This is a genomic window from Lysobacter sp. Root916, assembly GCF_001429785.1.
Taxonomy (GTDB): domain Bacteria; phylum Pseudomonadota; class Gammaproteobacteria; order Xanthomonadales; family Xanthomonadaceae; genus Lysobacter.
On record NZ_LMJF01000013.1, the window covers coordinates 337,259 to 361,895 of the forward strand.

A 24,637-nucleotide genomic window follows, 5' to 3' on the forward strand; every position below is an offset into this window, starting at 1 on the left:
CTACGCCACTGTCCGCGATCGGCACAGCCGCGCGCAGGGGCATCGGCGGCACCGGCAGTGCGCACCCATACTTAAGCGATCACTTGACAGTGGGGTGGCCCCGCCCACACTCGAGCGCATGCCTAACCATCCCGCGAATCTGGACCGCGTCTTCCACGCCCTCGCCGACCCCAGCCGGCGTTCGATGATCGAGCGTCTGGACGGCGGCACGGCCACGGTCAGCGAACTCGCCCGGCCGTTGGCGATGTCGTTGGCGGCGGTGGTGCAGCACCTGCAGGTGCTGGAGGCCAGCGGCCTGGTGCGCTCGCGCAAGACCGGCCGGGTCCGCAGCTGCGAACTCGATCGCGACGGCCTGGCCGCGGCCGAACGCTGGATCGGCCAGCGCCGCGACGCCGGCGCACGCCAGCTCGACCGCCTGGGCGCCCATCTCGCCGCCCACCCCGAGCCGCAGCCCGCCAAACCCGCCTCACGCAGACGCCGCCCCGCATGAACGCCGACGGCCGCCGCATCGTCCCGGTCGAACGCATCCAAAGCGCGGGTGGCCTGCTCGCGCGGGCCCCGATCGCCTGAGACCTGCAAGCCGACGGCGATGGTACGCGCCAGCGCCCGACCGCCCGGATCGCGTCGCCGGCGGGCCGTCGGTGATCCAGAGCCGCCCTGCCGCGATCGACCCGCCACGCGACTGGCCGGGCCGGCACTTAGATTTCGCCGCGTGCGCGGCTGGTTGTGAAGACCTTCGGCCGCTGCCTTGTGCACGAACGCGCGAAAGAACGGCGGGTCTCTTGCGGCCCGCGACCGCTGGCCGCACATTGCCGGGCCCACCCCTCGATCCGAGACCGCGAATGAAATTTCTGGTGATGATCTACAACGACGACAGCCTGCTCGGCGGCGTACCCGCCGACGAGGCCAAGAGCATGATGCGCGACTGCCTGATCCACGCCGACGAGCTGCGCGACCAGGGTTACCTGCTGGACTCGCAACAGCTCGAGGCCCCGACCACCGCCAAGTCGCTGCGCGTGCGCAACGGCCGTGCCACGATCACCGACGGCCCCTTCGCCGAGACCAAGGAATACCTGGGCGGCTTCAACCTGATCGAAGCCGAGAACATGGACGAAGCACTGCGCATCGCCGCGCAGTTCCCGTGGGCCAATTCCGGCTGCATCGAAGTGCGCCCGGTGCGCGACCTCAACGACGTGCGGCGCGACGTCGGCGCCTGAGCTTGCCTCTCGGCCGCCGTCGCGGGCGCACGGCTACGCCGCCGGCGTCGCCTCAGGCGCCGCCGGGCGGCTCAACGACAACCCAGGCTTCCACCGCGAGCGCGCCTGGGTGTGGCGGGATCAGGCAGCTTGCGGCAGCGGCGCGCGCTGGCGACGGATCCGCAAGGCCTGCAGCAGCGCCACCGCCAGGAACACCAGGAAGGCCGCGCCCACCGCGGCCTGCAGTTCCGGCGCGTCCGGCCCCGACACCAGCGGCCGGCCCTCCGGGATACGGGTGGCGGTTTCGGTGAAGCCCGGGATCAGGTGGAAGAACACCGTCAGCGTGTAGCCGATCACCGCGACGTAGCGCGACAGCCCGCCGAAGATCGCCTTGCGGTCGGCGGCCAGCGCCGAGAACAACACGATCAGCGTGATCACGCCCAACGCGTGCGGCTTGCCGAAGCCGCCGTGGCGGAAGATGAAGAAGCCGGTCACGCAGCTGCCGATGGTGAACCACACATAGACCTTGCCGATCAGGCGCTCGTAGCCGATCTCGCGGTAACGGATCAGGGCGATGAGGCCGGCGAACAGGGCGATGAGGCTGACGACGGTATGGAACATGCCGAAGGGCGTGATGCCGAACATGGTTCACCTCGCGATGGCTGGGCGGTTGCGGACGATGGCGCGACGCCGGCGCGCGGCCGGCGTCGCGCGCGGATCAGGACTTGAGGAACGCCAACATGTCGGCGCCGAGCTTTTCCTTGTGGGTGTCGGTGATGCCGTGCGGCGCGCCGGGGTAGATCACCAGCTTGGCGTGCGGGATCAGCTTGGCCGAGGCGCGCGCGGCGGCGTCCACCGGCACGACCTGATCGTCGTCGCCGTGCACTATCAGGGTCGGCTTGTCGAACTTCTTCAGGTCCTGGGTGAAGTCGGTGGCCGAGAACGCGGCGATGCAGTCGTAGGCGTTCTTGTGCCCGGCCATCATGCCCTGCATCCAGAACGCGTCGATCGCGCCCTGCGACTTCTTCGCGCCGGGCCGGTTGTAGCCGAAGAACGGGCCGCTGGCGAGGTCCTGATACAGCTGCGAACGATCGGCCAGCGAGGCCTTGCGGATGCCGTCGAAGACTTCGACCGGCAGGCCGCCGGGGTTGGCTTCGGTCTTGAGCATCAGCGGCGGCACCGCCGAGATCAGGCCGAGCCTGGCGACGCGCGCGGTGCCGTGACGGCCCACATAACGCGCGACTTCGCCGCCGCCGGTGGAGAAGCCGAACAGCGAAGCGTCCTTGACGTCCAGATGCTCAAGCAGCTCGGCCAGGTCGTCGGCGTAGTGGTCCATGTCGTTGCCCTGCCAGGGCTGACTGGAGCGGCCGTGACCGCGGCGGTCGTGCGCGATCACGCGATAGCCGTTGTCGGCCAAAAACAGCATCTGCGCTTCCCAGCTGTCGGCGTTGAGCGGCCAGCCGTGGCTGAGGACGACGACGGGGCCGCTGCCCCAGTCCTTGTAATAGATCTGGGTGCCGTCTTTGGTGGCGATCGTGCTCATGGTCTTGCTCCCGGAGTCGGTGGAGGGTGGGGTCGGGACAACGGCGGTGGTGCGGGGGCGTCGGTATCCGCGCAGCCGCGATGCCGGCTGCGCGCGCACCGGCATCGTGCGGAGACGACATTGCGCTGCAGTCTCGGCTGCTGCGACGGCCCGCAGGCAAGCTGCAGCTCTCCTCGTCAGGGAGATCCCCGGAGCGGCGCGCGGACTGGGACCGCGCGTCGCTCCGGTTTTCTTTGAGATTTTCCTAAAGCGCGGAAACGCCTCCGCTCAGGGCGCGCCCTTGACCACCACGCCCGCGCGCATCACCAGCACCGGCTTCTCGGTCGCGCGCACGTTCTGGATCACGTCGCCGGGCACCGCCACGATGTCGGCGGCCTTGCCGACTTCCAGGGTGCCGGTGTCCTGGTCGATGCCGAGCAATTTCGCCGAGCCCTGGCTGCTGGTCATCAGCGCCTGCGCCGGGCTCATGCCCATGTCGACGTAATCGCCGAACTCGCGTGCGTTGAGGCCGTGCGGGAACACCGCCGAGTCGGTGCCGTAGGCGATCGGCACGCCGATCTTCAACGCCTGCTTGAACATCTGGGTATGCGCGGCGGCGGCGGCGCGCGCCTTCTCGCCGATCTTGGGCGGATAGGTGTTCGCCTTCTCATCCACCCACAGCTGGGTCATGCGCGTGGGCACCAGGTAGACGCCCTTGTTCTTCATCAGCTGTAGCGTGGCCGGGGTGAGGAAGCTGCCGTGCTCGATCGAATCGATGCCGGCCTCCACCGCCAGCCGCGCGGCGACATCGCCGTGGCTGTGCGCGGCCACCTTGCGGCCCCAGTTGTGGGCCTCGCCGATGATCGCGCCGAGCTCGGCCGGCGTGAGCTGCGGCACGTCGACCGGGTCGGACTCGGAAAGCACGCCGCCGGAGGCGCAGATCTTGATCACGTCGGCGCCGAACTTCATCTGCTGACGCACCGCCAGGCGGCATTCCTCGGCGCCGTTGCACACCCCTTCCAGCGGACCGGCGGGCCGGATCCGATCCGGCGGCGCGTTGACGCTGTCGCAGTGACCGCCGGTGGAGCCGATGGCGTGGCCGGCCACGATCAGGCGCGGGCCCTGGACCAGGCCGGCGTTGATCGCGTTGCGCAGGCCGATGTCGACGAAATCCGGTGCGCCCAGCTCGCGCGCGGTGGTCACGCCGGCCTTCAGCGCCGACTGCGCGTTGCGCTGCGCGTGGAAGGCCTGCTCGGTCGGGAAGCGCAGCATGTTCTCGTAGAAGCCCTGGGCCCAATCCTCGCTGTGATCGGAAGCCAGGTGGGTATGCGCGTCGATGAAGCCGGGCAGCAGGGTCGCCTCGCCCAGGTCGATCACTTGCGCGTCGGCCGGAATAGCGGCATCGCGACCGACCGCGACGATGCGATCGCCGCGCACCACCACCACGCCGGGCGACACCAGCTGCCCGCTGCGTCCGTCGAACAGGTGCGCGGCCTTGAGCGCGATCGTCGGTACGCCGTTCTGCGCCTGCGCGCTCAGCGCCAGACTCAGACCCAAGGACAAGGCAGCGGACAGGACGGCGTTGCGCAACTTCATACGGACTCTCCCCGGAGCGATATGGTGAGAGCGAGTGTAGGGCTTGCTGCGACGCGGGATATGGGACCTTCGGATGACCGGCGCCTCAGTTTCCGCGCGCGCCCCGCACCCGATCGTGCGCGAAATTCTCCGGCCGTCCTCGCCATGACCCGAAGAGGACGCCGCCAGGGCATCGCGATGCGTAGGATGCGGTGAGCCAAAGGTGAACCGCATCGTCTTCGCGGCGCCGAGTACTAGTTGGCGGCCGTCGACTTGCGCAGCAAATCCCGCACCGCCTCGGCGGTGGCGGTCGCCGACTGCGGGTTCTGGCCGGTGACCAGGCGCCCGTCGACGCTGACCTGCGCGGTCCAGTTCGGCCCGGCCTGGTGCTGCGCGCCGCGCTGGCTCAGCGTGCTGGCGAGCAGGAACGGCACCACGCTCTCCAGCTTCACCGCGCGCTCTTCGTCGTCGGTGAACGCGCTGACGCGCTTGCCAGCCACCAGGTAGCTGCCGTCGCTGAGCTTCACGTTCACCAGCGCGGCCGGGCCGTGACAGACCGCGGCGATCACGTTGCCGGATTCGTACACCTCGCGCGTCACCCGCTGCACCGCCGGACTGTCGGGAAAATCCCAGACCGCGCCATGGCCACCGGCGTAGAACACCGCCGCGTACTTGCCGCTGTCGACGGTATCCAGGCGCGCGGTGTTGCGGATCGCGGCGCGGAAGCCGGCGTCGTTCCAGTAGCGCGCGTTGGTGGCGTCGTCCAGTTCGATGCCGTCCACCGGCGGCTCGCCGCCCTGGATCGAAGCGAACTCGACCGCAATGCCGGCGGCGTCGAACACCGCCAGGGGGTGGGTGACTTCGCCCAGGTAGAAGCCGGTGGGCTGACCGGTGCTGCCCTTGGTGCCGTGGCTGGTCAACACCATCAGCACCGGCTTGGGCGCGGGCGGGGTGGCGCCGGTGGCGGCGGCGGACAGGCCGAACAGGGCGGCGGCGAATAAAGCGCTCATGGCGGGAATCCTGGGAAAGGGTCGGGAGCCGACCGGGTGCTGGCACTCTATTCTTGCGTTTTATGGCGATAAACTGGCTTACGGGCAAATTACTCGTGCGTGGAGCGCAAGAATGAGCCGTCATTACGACCACCTGGCCGACGTCGAGGCCTTCGCCGCCGCGGTCGAGCGCGGCTCGCTGACCGCCGCCGCGACCGCGCTGGCGACCACGCCCTCGGCGATCAGCCGCGCGATCGCGCGGCTGGAAACCCGCCTGGGTGTGCAACTGTTGCGGCGCACGACCCGGCGCCTGGGCCTGACCGAAGCCGGGCGCAGCTACCTCGAGCAGACCCGCACCGCCTTCGCCCTGATCGACGAGGCCGAACGCAGCCTCCAGGGCCAGGGCGGCACGCTCTCCGGCAGCGTGCGTCTGAGCGTGCCGACCACCTACGGCCACTACCGACTGCCGGCGCGGCTGCAGGCGTTCGCGCAGCAGCACCCGCAGGTGCGGATCGAGTTGAGCATCGCCAATCGCAATGTCGACCTGATCGCCGAAGGCTACGACCTGGCGATCCGCCTGGGCGAGTTGCCCGACAGCGGCCTGGTCGCGCGCAAGCTCGAGGACGCGCCGGTCTGCCTGGTCGCCTCGCCCGATTATCTGCGGCGCGCGGGCCTGCCGCGGACCATCGACGACCTGGCCCAGCACAGTTGCCTGTCGTTCGTGATGCCCAGCAGCGGACGCGTGTTCCCGTGGATCCTGCGCGAGGACGGCCGCGACCGCGACTGGACGCCGGGCGGAGCGCTGCGGGTATCGGACGACCCCTTGGGCATGGTGTCCCTGGCCGAACAGGGCGCGGGTATCTGCCAGAGTTATGACTTCATCGTCGGCGAACGCGTGCGCGCCGGGCGCCTGGTCGAGGTGTTGACGCACACCCGCGGCCGCAGCCGCGCGTTCTCGCTGATCTACGCGCCGCACCGGCAGCTGTCCGCCGCCGCGCGCGCCCTGATCGCGGCGCTGAGCGCGGGCTAAAGCGCCGCGGCGTCGGCATTTGCGGTGCCCAGCACGCGGGCGGACAATCAGGGTGTCGCCTCAGCGCGCTATCCACGGAGTCACCCATGATTCTCCGTCCCGCCTTGATCGCCGCCGTCCTCGCCCTGACCCTGGCCGGAGGCGCCGTCGCCAAGAGCCGCAACGTCACCGACCCCGATGCGCCGCGCGCGCTACCCGAACAGGGGCCGGTCGAAGTGCGTTGGCAAAACCCCGCCCAGTTCACCGAGATCCGCTACAGCGGCAATTCCAGCGAAGCCAAGCGCGGCAACTGGGTCGAAGATCTGGCCCAACACCTGCGCCAGCGCGCGCAGAAGCGCCTGCCCGCGGGCGAGCGCCTGGAAGTCGACATCCTCGACATCCGCCGCGCCGGCAACTACGAACCCTGGCGCGGCGTCGCCTTCAACGACACCCGCTTCATCCGCGACATCTACCCGCCGCGCATCACCCTCAACTTCCGCCGCATCGACGCCGACGGCCAGGTCATCGCCGAGGGCGAGCGCAAGCTCAGCGACATGGGCTTCCTCAGCAACGCCAACGCCCTGAGCAACAGCGACCCGCTGCGCTACGAAAAGGCGCTGATCAACCGCTGGCTGGACCGCGAACTCAAGCGCCCCGGCGTCTGAGCCGCACCGCCGCCCGCCGCTCCGCGGCCGCCATGGGAGCGGCACCAGCCGCATCCGCCCCTGTAGGAGCGGCGCAAGCCGCGACCGCGAAGCCGCACCCACGACGAAACCAACGACGCACGCCGCATTCCGAGTCGCGGCTCACGCCGCTCCTACCCGGCCCTGCCGACTCTGCTTTCTGCTTTCTGTGGGAGCGGCGTAAGCCGCGATGAAGGCTCCGCACTCGTCGCGCAACTCGCGTCATCGCCGCAGTCCAATCGCGGCTTACGCCGCTCCCACAGCGCCAGCGCAACGCGCCCCGATCGTCGCTCGCCCCTACCCGCGCCGCCTCCGACCGCCACCTGTAGGAGCGGCGCAAGCCGCGACCGCGAAGCCGCACCCACGACGAAACCAACGACGCACACCGAATACCGAGTCGCGGCTTACGCCGCTCCTACCCGGCCATCCCGACTCTGCTTTCTGCTCTCTGTGGGAGCGGCGTAAGCCGCGATCGCGCCACCACGCCCACGATGCCACTCACCTCAAAACAGCGATCCCACCCTAGCGCCGCAGCGTCTCCAAGAACTCCCGCAGCGCCGTATTGAACGGCTCGGGCTGATCGACGAATACCCCATGCCCCGCATCGGCAACGACCTCCAGCCGTGCCCCCGGCACCTGCTGCGCGGCTGCCTTCTGCGCCGCAAGCTCATCCGAACCCGCCGCCGCCACGATCAACGTCGGCCGGTCGAACTTCTTCAGCGCACCGCTGCGGTCGACGCCGTACATATCGGCCACCAGCATCGCCACGCCCGTGCTCACCGGCGTACGCAAGGCGATCTCGACGCGCCGATCCACCTGCTCCGGCGCCAACGGCCGGGCGAAGATCGCGCCCATCATGCCGCGCAGGTACTCGCGCGGATGCGCGGCGTAGACAGCCATCATCTCGAGGAAGCGCTGCGCCGCCTGCGGATCCGCGGCCACCCCGCCAGCGCCGCGCGACACCGCCGCATCCACCAACACCAAGCCGGCGATACGCCCGGTCCCGTAACGCTGCACATAGGCGGCGACATCCTGGACGCCCTGCGACCAACCAATCAGCACCACCCGATCGAGTTTGCGCGCCGTCAGCAGGGCCTCGATATCGCTGGCGCGCACCTCCGGCGTATTGCCGCCGCCGCTAAGCTGCGAAGCACCCTGCGAACGCGGGTCCATCGCCACCACCCGATGCCCCTCGCCGAACGCCGCCAGCTGCGCGTCCCAGATCGTGTGATCCATGCCCCAGCCAGGCACGAACACCAGCACCGGCGCCGCGCCGGTCCGGCCGTTGTCGACGTAGTGAATGCGTGTGCCGTCGGCAGCCGGCACCGAGCCGGCGACGTAGCCTGCGGCGGCGACCGGACCGTTCGCCAGTGCACCGAACAGCAGGAGCGAGCCAGTCAATATCAGCGTACGCACGCAGCGTCGGGGACTGGAATTCGTCTTCATGGCGCCGGACTCGCAAGAGAGAGGAAAGAGCTAGCGGCGATCATCGCAGCGCGGGCCGGGGTAGGACTGTGCCGGTAGTGAGGGTTCGACCCCGTTTCGGATCCCATGCGTTGGAAGTCTCGGGGTCGCCGCGGCGGCCCTGGTCGGCCGCTCGCCGGGAGCGGCCGCCTCCGCCCTGGGGAACCGCATGAACAGGAAGATCGTCGTGTCCATCGCGCTGGGCGCCGTGCTGCTGGCGGCCTGCGCCAAGCCCGCCACGCCGCCGGTGTCCAAGCCGTCGAGCACACTGCAATCGTTCGAGGACGAAGCCGCATTCCAGCGTGCGCTGACGAACTTGCAGCAGACCATGAAGCGGCGGCGACAGGAGGCCGCCAAGGAGTACGCGATGGCCCCTCCCCCTCCGCCCTCACCGCCCCCCGCCCCCATGAGCTTCGCCGAGTCCTCGGCGGTAGATGCGCCGGCCCAGGCCAGCGCCGACGCCGCTGCCGCCGCACCCGAATCGATCACCAACGTCCAGACCCTGGGCGTGGACGAAGGCGACATCGTCAAGAACGCCGGCGACTACCTGATCGTGCTGCGCCGCGGCCGCCTGTTCTCCATCCGCGTCGGCGGCGACGGTCTGCAACCGGTCGCCACCATCGACGCCTACGCGCCGGGCTCCAGCCCCAACGGCACCTGGTACGACGAGATGCTGGTGTCGGGCCGGGACGTGATCGTGATCGGCTACAGCTACGAACGCGGCGGCACCGAGATCGGCCTGTTCGCGCTGGGCGACGACGGCGGCCTGCGTCATCGCGATACCTACCAACTGCGCAGCAGCGACTACTATTCGCAACGCAACTACGCCAGCCGCCTGATCGGACGTCAGCTGATCTTCTACGCGCCCGTGCCGGTGTACTTGAACGAGCCCGAGTCGCATCTGCCGGCATTGCGCCACTGGCGATCCGGCGCCCAGGTCGCCGACTTCAAACGCATCCTGCCCGCCAGCCGCATCTACGACGCGCTGGACCCGACCAGCGACAACTACTCCGTCGTGCTGCACACGGTGAGCGTGTGCGACCTGGGCAGGGCCGAACTGGAGTGCCGCGCCACCGCCGTGCTCGGCGACCGCTCGCGCGAGTTCTATGTCGCGCAGGACGCGGTCTATGTCTGGATCAGTTCGGAAACGGGCAAGGCCGGGGTGCCGTCTTCGTCGGTGTTCCGCATGCCGCTGGATGGCGGCGCGCCCTCGGCACTGCGCACCAGCGGCAGCCCCATCGACCAGATGTCGTTCCTGCAACGCGACGGCTATCTCAACGTGCTGGTCGGCAGCGACTACGACGGCCATGCGATGTGGCGCGACGACGCCAAAACCGGCGAACTGGCCCTGCTGCGCGTCAAGCTGGACGAATTCGGCGACGCCAGCGCCAGCACCCGAGCCGAGCACTACCGTCCGCTCCCCGCCCTGATCGCCGGCTACGGCGCCATGCAGAATCGCTATGTCGGCGATTGGTTGCTGGTGGGCGCAGCGCCGTACCAGCACGACGACCGCGGTGCGGCGAGCACCGTTCTCGCCCTGCGCTACGCCAGCCAGAGGCCGGTGCAGGCCTTGGCCCTGCCGCACGCGGTGAGCCGCATCGAAGCACTGGGACGCGACGCCTTGCTGGTCGGATCCAGCGGCAACGATCTGCATTTCAGCGGGATTCGCCTGGGCGACAACGCCGCGCACGCGGGACGTTTCGTCTACCCCGGCGTGGCGGAGGGCGATCAACGCACCCACGGCTTCTTCTATCGTCCGACCGCGGACCAGCAAGGCATCGCCGGCCTGCCCATCCTGCGGGCGGCCGCCGACGACTATGCAGCCCCCGGCCAAGCCAGCGTCGTCTACCTGCGCAACCGCGCCCTGCACCTGAGCCGCATGGGCCAACTCGACGCGCGCACCTCGCCCGCCACCGACGACGGTTGCCAGGTCAGCTGCGTGGACTGGTACGGCAACGCGCGCCCCATCTTCGTCGGCGATCGCGTGTTCGCCCTGCTCGGCTACGAACTGGTCGAAGGCCGCGTCGATGCGGACCGCATCCAAGAACGCCGCCGAGTGGACTTCGGCCCCGGGCGCGCCGCGGCCATTTCCAAATAAGTACGCGAGCACGAACCTCCCCCGCTCGCACGGGGAAGGTTCGCGAACGAGTCAGCGATCGAATCAGCCCGCCTGCGCGGCGCTCGGATCGGCGTCCGGATCCATGTAGAACACTTCCCACTGGTGGCCGTCCGGATCTTCGTAACCGCGCTGGTACATGAAGCCGTAATCCTTGGCCTCGGGCGACTTGGCGCCGGCCGCGATCGCCTTTTCGACCAGCGCGTCGACGCCGGCGCGGTCTTCGGCATTGATGCTGAGGATGGCCAGCACATTCTGGCTGGCGTCGCCGACCGGCTTGCTCACGAAACTCTGGAAGAACGGCTTGACCAGCAGCATCACGTAGATGTCGTCGGAGACGATCATGCAGGTGGCGTTCTCGTCGGTGAACTTGGCGTTGAACGAATAGCCCAGCTGGGTGTAGAAGGCGACCGAACGGTCCAGGTCCTGGACGGGGAGGTTGACGAAGATCTTGGTAGCCATGACGAATCCTTGAGGGTGGAGGGTAGTTGGCGGGCCCAGTACGGGATCGATCCGGCCTGCTCTACTTGACGACGAACCAAGGGGCGCGTGATCGACACGGCCCGCGAAATATTTTTCGCCTGGCCCGGCGTCAGCCCGGCGGGTCCAGATAAGGCTGCAGCAGCTCGGCCATCCATTGCATGAAGACCTGCGCGCGCTGGGGCAGATTGCGCCGGTGGGCGTACAGCAGCGACACCGGCATGGGCTCGGCGCTCAGTTCCGGCAGCACTTCGACCAGTTCGCCGCGCGCCAGGTAGGGCTCCAGCCCGATCAACGGGGCCTGGATCAGGCCTAGGCCGACCAGGCAGGCGGTGCGGTAGGCCTCGACGTTGTTGACGGTGAGCACGCCGGCCATGGGCAGGCTGCGGTAGGCCACGCCGTCCCAGTACTCCCAGCCGTCGGGTCGTCCGCCCAGGCTGGCCGCGTAGTGGACCAGGCGATGGCCGGCCAGATCCTGCAGGCGTCGCGGCGTGCCGTAGCGCTGCAGGTAGGCGGGGCTGGCGCAGTTGGCCACGCGGAACTGGCCCAGGGGGCGCGCGATCAGACTGCTGTCGGCCAGGGTGCCGATCCGGACCACGCAGTCGAAGCCTTCGCGCACCAGGTCGACGCGGCGGTCGGCGCTGCTCAGTTCCAGCTCCAACTGCGGGTGCAGGGCCAGGAACTCCGGCAACCGCGGGATCACCAGCGCGTGCGCCATGCCGCTGGGCATGTCCACGCGCAGGCGGCCGCGTAGCGCCTGCGGCGCCTGCTGGAACATGCCGCGCAGTTCGTCCACATCGGCCAACAGGTCCTTGCAGCGTTCGTAGAAAGCCTGCCCGTCCTGGGTGGTCTGGACCTTGCGCGTGGTCCGGTGCAGCAGGCGCGTGCCCAGCAGGTTTTCCAGCTGCTGCACCGCGGTGGAGGCGCTGGCCTTGGGCAGGCCCAGGCTGTCGGCGGCGCGGGTGAAGCTGGCCAGCTCGGCGACCCGGACGAAGACCTGCATGGCGTCGAGCTGGTTCATCGGGGCTCCGGGCGGCGCAATTGTTCGTAATTTACGAACAGATAAATCGAATTATGCAGATTTATCGCCATAAGTCGCGCCAATAGAGTGGCGTCCACATCCCACCCTCAGGAGTCCTGCCATGACCCCCTCCAGCATCGCCCTGATCACCGGCGGCAGCCGCGGCCTCGGCCGCAACGCCGCCCTCAAGCTCGCCTCCCAGGGCAGCGACGTGATCCTGACCTACCGCAGCAACCGCGCCGAAGCCGACGCCATCGTCGCCGCGATCCGCGCCGAAGGCCGCCGCGCCCTCGCCCTGCAACTCGACGTCGGCGACAGCCGCAGCTTCGAAGCCTTCGCCGCCCAGGTCCGCGATGCCCTGGCCACGCATTGGCAGCGCGAACGTTTCGATTACCTCATCAACAACGCCGGCATCGGCACGTATGCCGCGCTGGCCGAAACCACCGAGGCGCAGTTCGACGAACTGATGAACATCCATTTCAAGGGCGTGTTCTTCCTCACCCAGACGCTGCTGCCGCTGATCGCCGACGGCGGCCGCATCGTCAACGTCTCCACCGGCCTGACCCGCTTCGCCCTGCCCGGCTACGGCGCCTACGCATCGATGAAGGGAGCGATCGAAGTGCTGACCAAATACCTGGCCAAGGAACTCGGTCCGCGCGGCATCGCCGTCAACGTGATCGCGCCCGGCGCGATCGAAACCGACTTCGGCGGCGGCACCGTGCGCGACAACGCCGATATCAACGCCTACATCGCCGCGCAGACCGCGCTGGGCCGGGTCGGTCAGCCGGACGACATCGGCGGCGTGTTCGCTTCCTTGCTGTCGCCGGACAACCGCTGGATCAATGCGCAGCGCATCGAAGCCTCCGGCGGCATGTTTCTTTAAGTAGGGAGCGGTTAAGCCATCCCGCCCCTGTAACCGGTTACGTCGACGCAGGAGGCGCCGACGTACCGGACAGGGTTAAAGGAACCTTAAACACGAATGCGCGCAACTCTCGACGCCGGTCGCGTTTGGCACATGATGCAGCTGCATCGACGCCCCAATGCGATTACAACGCATGGCAACGAACGCCATCCGAACACCGGGAGAATCCGCATGAAACGCATATTGCTGGCCACCGCGATCACTCTGGCCGTCCTCGCATCGCCGGCGATGGCCGACGGCCGCGGCAAGGGCAACGGCCATGGCCGCGGTCACGACAAGCACCAGGATCGCGACGACCGTCACGATAGGCACGACCGCGACGACGACGATCGCTACGACCGTCGCGACCGCGGTGGCCGCGGCTACGACCGTTACGACAGCCGCTATTACTACAGCTACGACGGCCGCAACCATCCGCCGGGCCGCCACAACGGTTGGCACAAGGATTACCGCCGCGGTCAGCGCATCGACGTGGTCTACATGCAGCCGCGCTACTACATCGACGACTACCCGCGTTACCACCTGGCACCGCCGCCGCGCGGCCACCGCTGGGTGCGCATGGACGACGGCCGCATGATCCTGATCGCGGTCGCCACCGGCATCATCGCCGACGTCCTGCTGCATCATTGAGGCCCGACCGGCGCCTCGCGCCGCTCGCCAGCCCCACGAGGAATCCCGCTGCGGCGGGATTCTTCGTTTTTGGCCCCCATCCTTCGACCCGAGTCTCCGCCGCCGGCCTCGACCGGATATGGACGCGCATCCGCTCGGATGCTACTAACCTCGCAGGGGCGCGCCGACGCGCGCATCGCTCATCACGCCTTAGGGGGAGGCACGATGACCGTCAACGCCTGTGAGAACTGCAAGACCGAAACCGCCGCCGGCGCGCGCAACTGCCCGGCCTGCGGCGCGCCGATGCTCGCCAACTTCATGCCGGACCCACGCCGGGCGGCCGCGCGCGCGCGCAATTCCGGCGACCACACCTGGCGCAATGTGGCGATCAGCGCGGTGATCGTATTGGGCTGTCTGACTCTGTTGGGGCGCTGCAGCTCGCTGCTGAGCGAAATCGACCGGCGCGCGGACGTACGCCAGGAGGCCGACGCCTTGGCCAAGACCGGCCGCGAGCTGCTGCTGGCGGAAAAAGCGCGCCTCGACGACATCGAGGCCGGCCGCACACGCGTCGGTTCCCAACCCCAGCCGGCCGCCAACAGCGACACCGCTCTTCCGGCGCCCGCCACCAACACCGCCGAGCTGCTGCGCGGCATGAACCGGATCGTTAGCGATATGGGGCAGCGCAGCGCGCATACGCGGGCGCAATTGCAGGCCGAAGTCGCCACCCTGAAATTGGACGCCGTGCTGGCGCCGCAAAACCTGGTCGACGCTCGAGGCATCGCGAGCGGCCAATCCACCATGCGTCGCTACCTGACTCTGGTCGAGGCCTCCAACGCCATCGCCCGGGCCGACACCGCCGAACTCGACCGCCGCGTCTACGCCCTGGCGGGCGGCGTCGCAAGGAACGCCCAGTTCATCGCCGGCTACGAGCAGTCCAAGCGCCAACGCGTGACCCTGGATAACGAACAGATCGCCAACCAGCGCCGCGCGGTCGCCGCGACCCAGGCCCTGCTCGCTTTCGCACATGCGCGCCTCGGCCGCATCTCGCTGGACGGCAAGGAACTGCTGTTCCGCAGCCAGAGCGACCTGGATACCTACCGCCGCCTGCTGGCCGACTTCGACCGCGAAGCCGCGCAGGAAGAGGAGATCAGCCGCCGCCAACGCAAGATGATCGACGACGCATTGGCGAGTACGGACAAGCTCAAGGCGATGTAAGCGATGCATTCGAGTTCCCGCGCAGGCTATGGCGACCCTGGCCCGTCGATGCCCTCGCGAATCGGCGTATGACGACGCAGGCGTGCGTTTGGGCCAGCGACGAAAATAGCCGTGGCACCTGCGATCGCTTGGCCGCCTTATGCTCCCGACACGCGGCCCTGCGCGTCGCTCCTGGGGAATCTCGCCGATGAAAGTCCTGCTCGCGACCGCCCTGCTGCTGCTCGCTTCGAGCGCGCACGCCTGCATCAACGAAGTCGGCACCGACCGCGACGGCCGGCGCTTCGCGGCCCTGTGGTACCTGGGCGACGACATGACCCAGTCGATGCGCGAGCGTTCCGTTCGCGAGCACGCGCTGGAGCGTGCGAAGCGGACCATCGCCGAGGCGCGCAAGCAGCCCAGCTTCCAGTCGCTGACCAACCTGGGCGTGCTGTTGATCTACCAGGGGCAGTATCCCTTGGCGATTCGCCACTTCATCGCCGTCGAGCGCCTTTACCCGGGCCACCATGAAACCGCCGCCAACCTGGGCACCGCGCTCGAACTGGCGGGACAGGACCGCGTCGCGTTGCGCTGGATTCGCCTGGGCATCCAGCGCAACGCCGACGAGCACCTGCGCACCGAATGGCTGCACGCGCGCATCCTCGAGGCCAAGATCGCCGCGGCGCGCGAGCCGGGCTACCTCAACCGTCGCTCCATCGCCGGTGTCCGATTCGAAGCCAAGACCGTGCCTGCGCTTCCGACCGCCCTGCCCGCCGGCAACGACGGCAAGCCGATCAAACCCTGGGAGCTCGAAACCGCGCTGAACTACCAGCTACACGAACGCACCCAGTTCGTGCCCGCACCGGATGCCGTGGTCGCCAACCTGCTGTCCGACTGGGCAACCCTGAACCTCGCCGGCGGCCCCTTGGAGAACGCGAGCGCCCTGTACGAACTGGCCGTGGAATACGGCGCGCCGCGCGATGCCTTGATGCGCGAACGCCAGGCTTACATCCGCAGAACCATCGCCCGGGCGCCGGATCGCGACGGAGCGGACAGCGACTACAACTGCGCCATCTGTCCGCCCGTGGGGGATGACGGCGCCGCCATCGGATGGCCGACGCTACGACGTCACCGCATAACTCAGGCGCAGCAGGTCGTCGCCGATCGGCTGGGCTTCCAGCAGCCGCAAACGATGGCGGCCGCTCACCCCACCGAACAGCGGCTTGCCCGGGCCCAGCACGATCGGGCTTACGACCAGGCACAGCTCATCGACCAGGTCGGCGTTCATCAGGCTGGAAACGAAGCTGGCGCCACCGACCGCATTAAGATCGCGGCCGGGCCGGGATTTGAGCGCGCGGATATCGGCGATATCGCGAACGATGCGGGTATGCGGCCACGTCGCCTGCCTCAACGTGCGCGACAGCACGATGTGTTCGGTCGACGCGGCGAAGCGAGCGTACTCCACCTCGTTCGGTGTCGGCGCGCGCCCGCTGAAGGCGAGCACGCCGGCGGGGTCGTTCTGGACCGCGCTCCAATAGCCTTCGTAGCCCGGATACATGCCGCCGCCAAGCAGACAGGCGTCGATGCGGTCGGTGAGGCCGTAGCGGTCGTCCCAGGCGTCCACCCAATCCAGTTCGCCCTGTGGGCCTTCGATGCGTCCATCCAGCGACATCTGCAGGGCCGCGATGATCTTGCGCATGATGCGAACTCCGTTGGGGTGTTACCCGAGCGTCGAACTCGCGCGCCGGCGATCGACACCGCACGCGCCAACGCCGACGAACGGTAGCCCCATGTCAGGCGCGTCGCGCTCGATGTACATGGTTTGCGATCTCGCGGCGGGATCCGCTCCCCACCGTGCAGCCAAGCGCTTCCTGTAGGAGCGCCGCAAGTCGCGACCGCGACGCCTCAGCTACGACGCGCTACTCCAGGTCAGGATGTCTCCCGCTCCGCCAGGCGCTTCACGATCGCCGCGCGCAAGGTCGCTGCGTCGGCGATACGGATTCCCAACTCATCTCGCAGCACCGCCATCACCTCATCGGCGTCCGCCAGTTCGCGGCGCTGGCTGGGTTGGCCCAGGCGATGGACCGCGTAGCTACCGTCGCTCAAGGTCTTGCGGATGCCGTCGCCGGTGCGCGCGGCGAACATGCGCCCTTGGAACGGCGACTCCGGATGCGTGGACACGTACCAATTGCCCACCACGTAGTCGACCTCCTGCGCGGGTGTCAGGTCGAAGACGTACATCGGGCGCCACTCCTCGCCCACCTTCGCTCGCAGCGCGTAGCCGCCGTCGATCCGCGCCAGGCGGTAGTCCTCGTGCGGGGTCGACTGCGGCGCCTGCGTATCCAGGCGCAGCGGCGCCGTCGGCACCATGCCGCCGAAGCCCACGTCGGCCAGGTACTCCAAGCCGTCCAGCGTCGCCAGCACGAACATATGGGTGCGCGCCGTCGGCGCCTCCTCCGGCCCGCCCATCACCACCCGTGCGGTCAGGCCGCGTGCCACAAAACCCAGGTCTTGCAACAGGGCCAGGAACAGGCGATTGAGTTCGTAGCAGTAGCCGCCGCGGCCCTCGTGCAGGACCTTGCGCTGGAGTGACGCCAGATCGATCGGCACCGGCTCGCCCAGGAACGTCGCCAGCGTCTCGAACGCGAACGTGGCGGTGTGGCGACGCTGCAATTCCCGCAGCGTATCCAGCGTGGGTGCGGGCGGGGCGTCGTAGCCGAGGCGTTGCAGGTACAGGTCTAGATATTGCAATGCTTGCGACATGGGCAGGACCTGATTCTCGTCAGGCGATCACCCTACGACCTCAACCCTGCTTGAGGTCAAGTGCACGAATTCGCAATCGGCACGCCGCATTCCAGCGTCAGTCCGCGCCTGCCATGTCGATCAACTTGGCGACGGTGTTCATGTTGCGCGCCGTGCCTATGCGCGCGGCCGGGATCACCAGCTTGGAATCGGCCATGCCGTCGCCGTAGTGCACATAGATCTCGCGCTCGCCCAAGGCGATTTGCTCGTCGCGACGGTGCCGCACCGCGTCCAGCGCGTCGGCCGGTGGCGGATCATCGAGGAAGATCGCCACCACCCGGTTGGGTGCCGCGTGCGCGTACGGATTGCCGGCCAGCACCCGCGCCAGGTCCGCGCCGGTACGCACCACCACCCCGACCGGCTTGCCCGCGTACTCGGCCAACCGCGTCTCCAAGGCCTGCTTGACCTGGGCCGCTTGCTTGGCGGCGCGGAACACCACATTGCCGCTGGCGATATAGGTGCGCACGTCCTGAAATCCGGCTGCGGCGCACATCTCGCGCAGCTCGGCCATGGGCAGTTTTCCGGTGCCGCCGACGTTCACGGCGCGGAGCAGGGCGATGTAGGTAGGCATGCGCGAAGCTTACGGGAACGATCGCCCGCCGGAAGGCCGGCGCAGCGTCCGACCGAACCTCAATCGCCGCCTCCGCCGCCTCCTCCGCCGCCTCCTCCGTCGCCACCGCCGCAGGCATCGCCGCCGCCGAAGCAATCGCTCGAGTAACTCCCCGCTATCGTCGCCCCGCCATCCGCGGCATGCAGGTCCGCCTGGTGCGACGACATCGAATCGCGCACTGCGCGCGTTTCGGTCGATACGAAAGCCAGGCAGATCACCGCACCGATCAAGGGCAGCAGCCATATCAAAGCCACTTGGACCAACCGCTGCCCGCCCGACAGTGTCCCGCTGCGCATCGCAGCCAAGGTGGCGATCAGATTGATCAGCACCAGAACACCGATTACCACCGTCTGCCAATCCATCGCACACGCTCCGGATAGTCGCTAGTGTGTGCGCAGTCTTCCGGGCTTTCGAACGAGCGTCAACGCATTGCGCGTGAATTTAGCGATCACCGCTGAAATTCACGAGCGCCAAATGTGGAACGATCTCCGCCGGACGGTAGTGCGGATGGGTGGAGCTGTGTCTATCGGCGTAAAGAATGTGTACACGCCGCCCTCCCAGCGATTAGGCACCACGCCGCCTCACCGTCCGCTTGGCGGAGGTTTTGGACGCACCCACGTCGAGCGCACCGCGCAGCGCCGACGCCTGCGCCTGCAAGTACGCCCACAGCCGCTGCGCAACCGGTCCCTGCGGACGATCGCGCCGCCGTGCCGCCACCAACTCCTCGACCCGGCCCGGGAAATGCCGGCCGGCGATCGACAGCAGACGGCCGTCGCGCAGTTCTTCCTCGACCAGGAAGCGCGGCATATGCCCCCAGCCCAGGTTCTGCAGGATGATCTCCTTCTTCATCAACTGATCGCCGACCGTGCACTGCGGCGCGCCCTCGATCACGAAGTAATCGCGCGAGGGTGAATGACGCGCGGTGTCGCGCATCACGCACTGGGTGTACTCGCGCATGCGCTCGGGCGTGAGCGCACGCGTGGGCGGCGCGGGCAGCAGCCCGGCGCCGACCACCGGCACCATCGGCACCTTGCCCAGATCCAGCCATTCCAGACGCGGGTCGCTCTTGTCGACGCGGTGCAGGATCAGGTCGGCCTCGCCATCGAACAGGCGTTCCCAAGGGCCGGTGACCGCCTCGAAATGCAGATGCAGGCGCGTGGCCGGGCACTGCGCGAAGAAACGCCCCAGCAGACCCAAGGCCTGCGGGCGCGGGCACAGGTCGCCGATCACCACGTGCAGCTCGCTCTCCTCGCCCATGGCCAACTGCGCCGCGTGCGTGCGCAGGACGTCTAGCTCGCCCAGCAGCGCCTGCGCGCGCCGATGGAAAGACAGCCCGGCCTCGGTCGGGCGCACGCGATAACCGCTGCGGTCCAGCAGGCTCAGGCCCAACTGGCGCTCCAGCTTGGCGACCGCCGCGAACACGGCCGGATGCGAGCGATGCAGCTCTGCCGCCGCGGCCTGGAAACCACCCGCGCGAACCACCGCGTCGAAGCATTGCAGGTCGTGCAGGGTGAATTCGGCCATGTTTGATTTTCTTACAAAGACTGTGCTTACTTTGTAATATCAAGACGAAGCCCACGCAACTAGCCTGCTCTCCAAGGCCAGCGTCGCTCCCAACGCAAACCGTCAGGTTCGCAGCCGCGCCCTCGCCACCACCCGGAGAGCAAGACCATGAGCCACACCGAATACCTCGACGCCGGCGACGGCGCCCGCATCGCCTACCGCTATGACGGCGATCCCGCCCTGCCCGTGCTGGTGCTGTCGAACTCCATCGGCACGACCCTGCACATGTGGGACGCCGAAGTGCCAGCGTTATCCCAGTGCTTCCGCGTGCTGCGCTACGACCTGCGCGGCCACGGCGGTTCCGGCGTTCCGGTCGGCGCCTACTCGCTGGATCGCCTGGGCCGCGACGTGCTGGAGCTGATGGATGCGCTGGCAATCGAACGCGCGCATTTCCTCGGCTTGTCGCTGGGCGGCTACGTCGGCCAATGGCTGGGCGTGCACGCACCGGAGCGCATCGACCGGCTGATCCTGGCCAACACCTCGTCTTACCTGGGACCGGCCCCGCAATGGGACCAGCGCATCGCCGCCGTGCTGGAGGCACCGGACATGCGCGACACCGCCGAGACCTTCCTGGCCAACTGGTTCCCGCGCCACCTGCTCGATGCGAACGATCCCGTCGTCGACCGGTTCCGCACCATGCTGTTGAACACCGACCGCCAAGGCCTGGCCGGCGCCTACGCCGCCGTGCGCGACGCCGACCTGCGCCGCCCGATCGCCGTGATCCCCAACCCCACCCTGGTGATCGCCGGCCAGTACGACCCGGTCACCGCAGCCAGCCATGGCGAACTGATCGCCGCGACGGTGCCGGGCGCGAAGCTGCTGACGCTCCCGGCCGTGCATCTGTCGAACGTGGAGTTTCACGACGAGTTCGTGGCGGCGGTGCTGGGGTTTCTGACGCGCTAGGCTTATCGCGCTTTTTCGTACGCGGTGCATGGCGCCATCGCGGCAAGCGGACGCTCAACACACCTTCGAATCGTCCCCGGTGCGGATGGTGCCGCCCTGGCGCCGGCCGCGCCGACGCTTATACTCGCCCCACTTGCGGCCCACGTCTCGGAACTTCGTGGCCTGGCCTCCCCCGCCGCAACACGGATGTTTCTTGCGGATATCACTGGAGGCTGCATGTCTACGCTACTAGCCGACCCCGCCGTGGGTGCGGACGAACCCGATTGGGACGCGATCATCGACAACCCCTACCACGCCGGTCCGCTGGTGCGGGTCAGCCGCGCCGGCAACTGGTGGCTGGTGGTGGGCATGCGGCTGGGCCTGGACGACGCGCTGCATCGCGTGGCCGCGGTCAAGAGCGAGCGCGACAACGAAGACCGACTGCTGATCTTCGCCGACACCATCACCGCGCAGCACGCGGCCGACGCGCCGATCCTGTGTCGCGAGTTCGAGCACATCGTGGTGATGGCACGGCGCCTGGAAGCCGGCGCGCAGCTGCTGCTGGAGAAACGCGGCTGGGAGATCACCTTCCGTCTGGGCTTCTACGTGGGCAGCCTGAGCCCGGCGACTCAGAAGATCAGCGTGGAGCGCTGGATGAAGTGGAACGACTCCAGCTGGGGCCAGCACGAGGTCCGCGGCAAGCGCGACCTGCCCAGTCCGCTCACGCCCCGCCAGGTCGTGGTCAGTACCTATCCCCTGGACGAAACCAAACCGCTGCCGTTCACCGAAGAAGCGATCAACCTGACCGCGCTGCCGCTGCCGGCCTGCAGCGCGATGCTGGACCGCATGCTGTTCGCCGCGCAGGCGCTGGGCATGGAAGGCAAGGGCGAGCTCGCGCTGGAGCTGCTGTCGCGGATGGAGGGGCTGATGGCGCTGGTGCCGAACCAGAGCGGCTGGGACACCGTGTCGCTGGGCTGTCGCTCCACCCAGGAGCTGCTGCGCCCGGTGCGTTTCGATCCCGAACAGGTGCCGTATCTGAGCGCCTCGTTCTACGGCGAGATCGCCAAGGATCACGTGCCCGCTTTGCAGGCCTACGCCGGCACCTTCGCCCGCCTCAGCGACCGCAGCTACGACCTGGACGCGCGCAAGAAGGCCGCCAAACTGGTGTTGGGCGAAAAGGACGATGCCGGTTCGTTCCAGAAGCTGGTGAGCCAGCAGCTGGCCGAGAACCTGCGCCTGGCCACCGCCAACGTCAAACGCGCGCAGGACTCGATCGAACCGCAAAGCGCCAACGTGCGTCGCGCCGAAGCCGAGTTCAAGCGCGGCATGGACGACTGGAAGGCCGCCAAGGAACGCGAAGCCGCGTTCGCGATCGTCGGCGCGGTGTTCTCGTTCGTGTCCGGCGTGGCCTCGATGTTCGGCGGCAACGCCGCCGGCGCGGCCGGCGCCGCCAAGGCGGCCGCCGACGTGGCCAGCACCGCCGCCAAGCTGGCCGAGATCATGAAGACCCTGGTCAAGGTCGGTAAGGCGATCGAGAAGGTCGTCACCATGTGCCTGGCCATCGTCGCCGCGGTCGACAAGATCGACAACGCCAAGAAATTCGCCGACGACCTGTCGGCGCTGACCCGCGAATCCCTGTCCGACGACGCCAAGGGCGCGCCGTCCGCGGGCGCCTATTGGGACCAGCTGTGGCTGGAAGTCGAGACCCAACTGGCCCCGGCGATCAAGGAAGGCATCGGCGGCGCCGAGGAATACCTGAAGGAACTCAAGATCCTGGTGATCTACGGCCGCGCCCTGACCACCGCGCAGGCCGCGCTGCCGCCGCTGGTGCAGGAAATCGCGCGCGCCAAGCTGCAGTCGGAGATCGCGCGTCGCCAGTACGACGCCGTCGCCCGCGAGATCGAAGGCCTGAAGAAGGAAGAGGTGCTGTCCGGCCAGGCCATGATCGTGCTGTGGGGCAACTACCGCGCCGTACAGCGCTCGATGCTGGTCGCCTTGGGCCAGTTCGATGCGGCCTACCGCTACTGGGCGCTGAGCGATCCCCTGCCACCGCGCGACAACCACCGCGGCATCGCCGACCTGGCCGGCGATCTGGTCGCCATCGCCGATCTGAAAAAGATGCAGGCGCGCGCCTTGGACAGCTTCCGCCCTATGCCGCAGCCCTACACCCGCAACAAGTACGCCTTGCCCGCCAGCGCGCGCGAGGCCTTGCTTGGCGGTCAGCGCGTGGAACTGCGCTTCACCCCCAGCCGCGGTCCGCTGTCGACCTGGGGCCGCGTCAGCCGCGTGCGCGTCGGTGAAATCTTCGTCTGGGTGGAATGGGTCGAAGGACAACGCCCCAGCAAGGGCGAGATCGAATTCACCGTGCGCACCAGCGGCGCCTACGACGACCGCAAGCTGGTCGCCGGCCAGGTCCAGGACTTCCACTTCCACGGCGCGCCGGTCAACCTGACCTTCCGTTACGACCTGGCCAACGTCCCCACCGATCCCGCCCTCGACTGCATCCGCGTACGCGCCGCCATCGCCGAGGAATTCCGCACCTCGTATCCCGAACCGACGCTATACACCGATTGGATCCTGTCCTCGCCGAAGGTGGAAGCGGGCGACACCGAGACGCTGGACCTGGGCAAGCTGAAGACGGCGATCGCGAATATTCGGTTGGAGTTTTCGGGGACGTATATCAAAGACCCGGACAAGGTGTTTTGAGCGCGACTTTGGCCCATCTATGAAGCCGGTCAAGCCGGCTTCCCATCCCCACTCCATATAACGTGAGCTCGCAGCCCAAACGCAGTAGGCACGAATGACGAATCCATACCAACCTCCCGCGCATACCCCGCCTCCGCCAGTTGGAGACGCATTCAGGTGGCGGCGCACGATCGCCTGGGCTCTTCTGATCTATGCAGCAGCGATGGTCGTGGGCTTCCTGAGTGGATTGACCATGGGGCGGTGGGATCTCTACGGCGCGACCATTGAGGAAGCCATTGAGCGTGCGCGCCTTGTTCGTCGCATCGCCTACGGCTTGGTGGGCGCTTTCCTCTATTGGCGGTTCGCTGCAGCCATTTCCGGTCGGCGCGCGCTTCACGTTGCCGCTGTCTTCCTGCTGGTGCAGTTGATAGACATCGGGGTTTCGGTGCTCATCTTCGGGGATTCGATCCAAGAGTGGTTCGACCTCTGGGGACTAGGCCGCAGCCTCCTTGCTGCAACTGCTGGCCTTGCTATTGCTGACACCAGGTCAAAACCTTTGGCCTCGCCGGCACATTGATTTCGCCACCGTGTACCGCTCTTGCCTGAGGCCGCATGACGGTAAAAGATGCTCTAGAGCGAGACAGGAGGTCACATGCTTCAAGACATCATCAAAGCGGGCGGAACATCATTTCTCATCTTTGGCGTGGTGTTCGCTATTGGGCTGTATGCGGTGCGCGGCCTGCACGGCTTGCAAGGCCGCAGAGGCCAGCACCGGCGGGAGTTTCTGGAGCTTTGGGCGGATGGCCGCCCACGCGATGCGTTATGGCTGCAAGTGGCCGTACGCCACGCGTATGGAACACATTTGCCTGCCCCAGTGATCCGCTTGGGCCTGACGCGGCCCGACAGCAGCCAAGCACTGGTTGACTTGTCGGAATTGTGGGATCTGTTTCACTACGACAGCGATACGCAAACGGTGCGCTGGTTTCATCGACATCATGCGACACTGAGGAGGCGAAAGCTTGCGCTGGCCCTGGTAGTCATAGGCTACTTCAGCTTTGCTTTGACTGCGGTGGTTACCGCTTACGCAACAGCCCACTACGGCCCCAGCACAGCGTTTGGATGGATCTACGGATTCTTCACTGCCATCGCAGCCTGGGTCGCCTTTTCTTGCCTAATTCGCATGGAAACGCTCACGGTGGCGGTTCGAGTAGGCGTTGCCTGGATCAAGCGCATCAACCGGGCGTCGCGGCGGGCGCGCAAACCCCGCCCGACAGCGCCAACCTAGCGCCCGCAATGACGCCCTCACACCATACGCACG

At 67.8% G+C, this 24,637-nt stretch carries 24 protein-coding genes; 13 read left to right on the forward strand and 11 right to left on the reverse strand.

Translation table 11 applies throughout. The features are described from left to right. Positions 1-118: 118 nt before the first annotated feature. Both ASE35_RS14025 and ASE35_RS14030 read left to right on the forward strand, forming a co-directional pair. Positions 119-490: a metalloregulator ArsR/SmtB family transcription factor gene (locus ASE35_RS14025; RefSeq protein ID WP_056181287.1), complete on the forward strand. Its 372-nt coding sequence runs from the start codon at positions 119-121 to the stop codon at positions 488-490. A gap of 352 nt (positions 491-842) precedes the next feature. Further along, a complete protein-coding gene (locus tag ASE35_RS14030) occupies positions 843-1,217 on the forward strand; it encodes a YciI family protein (protein ID WP_056180808.1) in 375 nt (124 codons plus the stop codon). Positions 1,218-1,337: 120 nt separating this feature from the next. Here the strand turns inward: ASE35_RS14030 and ASE35_RS14035 are convergent, their stop codons facing one another. The 4 genes from ASE35_RS14035 to ASE35_RS14050 form a co-directional block, all read right to left on the reverse strand. Then, complete coding sequence (locus ASE35_RS14035) at positions 1,338-1,841, reverse strand: hypothetical protein (protein ID WP_057164226.1); 504 nt, start codon at positions 1,839-1,841, stop codon at positions 1,338-1,340. 73 nt (positions 1,842-1,914) lie between these two features. Continuing rightward, on the reverse strand, positions 1,915-2,739 hold the full coding sequence (locus ASE35_RS14040; protein WP_056180815.1) for an alpha/beta hydrolase: 825 nt from the start codon (positions 2,737-2,739) through the stop codon (positions 1,915-1,917). 267 nt (positions 2,740-3,006) lie between these two features. Further along, entirely contained in the window at positions 3,007-4,314 is a 1,308-nt protein-coding gene (locus ASE35_RS14045) for an amidohydrolase family protein (protein ID WP_057164227.1), read from the reverse strand. A gap of 233 nt (positions 4,315-4,547) precedes the next feature. Next, entirely contained in the window at positions 4,548-5,303 is a 756-nt protein-coding gene (locus ASE35_RS14050) for a type 1 glutamine amidotransferase domain-containing protein (protein ID WP_082611279.1), read from the reverse strand. A gap of 112 nt (positions 5,304-5,415) precedes the next feature. Here ASE35_RS14050 and ASE35_RS14055 point away from each other — a divergent pair, with 112 nt between their 5' ends. Together ASE35_RS14055 and ASE35_RS14060 are read left to right on the forward strand one after the other, a co-directional pair. Beyond that, entirely contained in the window at positions 5,416-6,312 is an 897-nt protein-coding gene (locus ASE35_RS14055; protein ID WP_056180821.1) for a LysR family transcriptional regulator, read from the forward strand. Positions 6,313-6,398: 86 nt separating this feature from the next. Further along, the gene (locus tag ASE35_RS14060; RefSeq protein ID WP_057164228.1) at positions 6,399-6,956 is read left to right on the forward strand and encodes a DUF3016 domain-containing protein; all 558 of its coding nucleotides are present in this window, start codon (positions 6,399-6,401) and stop codon (positions 6,954-6,956) included. A gap of 540 nt (positions 6,957-7,496) precedes the next feature. Here the strand turns inward: ASE35_RS14060 and ASE35_RS14065 are convergent. After that, positions 7,497-8,420 carry an alpha/beta hydrolase gene (locus ASE35_RS14065; RefSeq protein WP_082611280.1) on the reverse strand — a complete coding sequence of 308 codons (924 nt, stop codon included), beginning with the start codon at positions 8,418-8,420 and terminating at the stop codon, positions 7,497-7,499. Between the two features lie 187 nt (positions 8,421-8,607). On the opposite strand from ASE35_RS14065, the gene ASE35_RS14070 reads away from it, so the two are divergent. Further along, positions 8,608-10,536 (forward strand): beta-propeller domain-containing protein, encoded by a 1,929-nt coding sequence (locus ASE35_RS14070; RefSeq protein WP_057164230.1) that lies wholly within the window; start codon positions 8,608-8,610, stop codon positions 10,534-10,536. Between the two features lie 63 nt (positions 10,537-10,599). On the opposite strand, the gene ASE35_RS14075 is transcribed toward ASE35_RS14070, so the two are convergent. Both ASE35_RS14075 and ASE35_RS14080 read right to left on the reverse strand, forming a co-directional pair. Next, positions 10,600-11,016 carry a VOC family protein gene (locus tag ASE35_RS14075; protein ID WP_056180839.1) on the reverse strand — a complete coding sequence of 139 codons (417 nt, stop codon included), beginning with the start codon at positions 11,014-11,016 and terminating at the stop codon, positions 10,600-10,602. 130 nt (positions 11,017-11,146) lie between these two features. Beyond that, positions 11,147-12,055, reverse strand: a complete 909-nt coding sequence (locus tag ASE35_RS14080; RefSeq protein WP_057164231.1) for a LysR family transcriptional regulator — start codon at positions 12,053-12,055, stop codon at positions 11,147-11,149. 121 nt (positions 12,056-12,176) lie between these two features. Between ASE35_RS14080 and ASE35_RS14085 the strand changes: the two genes are divergently transcribed. From ASE35_RS14085 to ASE35_RS22070, 4 genes are all read left to right on the forward strand, one after another. Beyond that, positions 12,177-12,938, forward strand: coding sequence for an SDR family oxidoreductase (locus ASE35_RS14085; RefSeq protein ID WP_057164232.1), 762 nt, complete (start codon positions 12,177-12,179; stop codon positions 12,936-12,938). Positions 12,939-13,148: 210 nt separating this feature from the next. Next, a complete protein-coding gene (locus ASE35_RS14090; RefSeq protein WP_056180851.1) occupies positions 13,149-13,607 on the forward strand; it encodes an RcnB family protein in 459 nt (152 codons plus the stop codon). Positions 13,608-13,811: 204 nt separating this feature from the next. Beyond that, positions 13,812-14,801, forward strand: a complete 990-nt coding sequence (locus tag ASE35_RS14095; protein WP_057164233.1) for a zinc ribbon domain-containing protein — start codon at positions 13,812-13,814, stop codon at positions 14,799-14,801. Positions 14,802-14,988: 187 nt separating this feature from the next. Beyond that, complete coding sequence (locus ASE35_RS22070; protein WP_057164234.1) at positions 14,989-16,563, forward strand: hypothetical protein; 1,575 nt, start codon at positions 14,989-14,991, stop codon at positions 16,561-16,563. 143 nt (positions 16,564-16,706) lie between these two features. Here the strand turns inward: ASE35_RS22070 and ASE35_RS14105 are convergent, their stop codons facing one another. The 4 genes from ASE35_RS14105 to ASE35_RS14120 all read right to left on the reverse strand — a co-directional run bounded on the left by ASE35_RS14105 (position 16,707) and on the right by ASE35_RS14120 (position 19,713). Beyond that, positions 16,707-17,540 carry an arylamine N-acetyltransferase gene (locus tag ASE35_RS14105; RefSeq protein ID WP_057161027.1) on the reverse strand — a complete coding sequence of 278 codons (834 nt, stop codon included), beginning with the start codon at positions 17,538-17,540 and terminating at the stop codon, positions 16,707-16,709. A gap of 97 nt (positions 17,541-17,637) precedes the next feature. Then, the gene (locus ASE35_RS14110) at positions 17,638-18,150 is read right to left on the reverse strand and encodes a DUF1697 domain-containing protein (RefSeq protein WP_057164235.1); all 513 of its coding nucleotides are present in this window, start codon (positions 18,148-18,150) and stop codon (positions 17,638-17,640) included. 59 nt (positions 18,151-18,209) lie between these two features. Beyond that, a complete protein-coding gene (locus tag ASE35_RS14115) occupies positions 18,210-18,551 on the reverse strand; it encodes a hypothetical protein (protein ID WP_057164236.1) in 342 nt (113 codons plus the stop codon). A 202-nt stretch (positions 18,552-18,753) separates the two neighbouring features. Beyond that, positions 18,754-19,713 (reverse strand): LysR family transcriptional regulator, encoded by a 960-nt coding sequence (locus ASE35_RS14120; RefSeq protein ID WP_057164237.1) that lies wholly within the window; start codon positions 19,711-19,713, stop codon positions 18,754-18,756. A gap of 147 nt (positions 19,714-19,860) precedes the next feature. Between ASE35_RS14120 and ASE35_RS14125 the strand changes: the two genes are divergently transcribed. From ASE35_RS14125 to ASE35_RS21245, 4 genes are all read left to right on the forward strand, one after another. Then, positions 19,861-20,655 carry an alpha/beta fold hydrolase gene (locus ASE35_RS14125; protein WP_057164238.1) on the forward strand — a complete coding sequence of 265 codons (795 nt, stop codon included), beginning with the start codon at positions 19,861-19,863 and terminating at the stop codon, positions 20,653-20,655. 216 nt (positions 20,656-20,871) lie between these two features. Then, positions 20,872-23,340, forward strand: coding sequence for a hypothetical protein (locus ASE35_RS14130; RefSeq protein ID WP_157489473.1), 2,469 nt, complete (start codon positions 20,872-20,874; stop codon positions 23,338-23,340). Between the two features lie 94 nt (positions 23,341-23,434). Beyond that, positions 23,435-23,896, forward strand: a complete 462-nt coding sequence (locus ASE35_RS14135; RefSeq protein ID WP_157489474.1) for a hypothetical protein — start codon at positions 23,435-23,437, stop codon at positions 23,894-23,896. Between the two features lie 75 nt (positions 23,897-23,971). Next, positions 23,972-24,604 carry a hypothetical protein gene (locus ASE35_RS21245; protein ID WP_157489475.1) on the forward strand — a complete coding sequence of 211 codons (633 nt, stop codon included), beginning with the start codon at positions 23,972-23,974 and terminating at the stop codon, positions 24,602-24,604. The last annotated feature ends 33 nt before the right edge of the window (positions 24,605-24,637 follow it).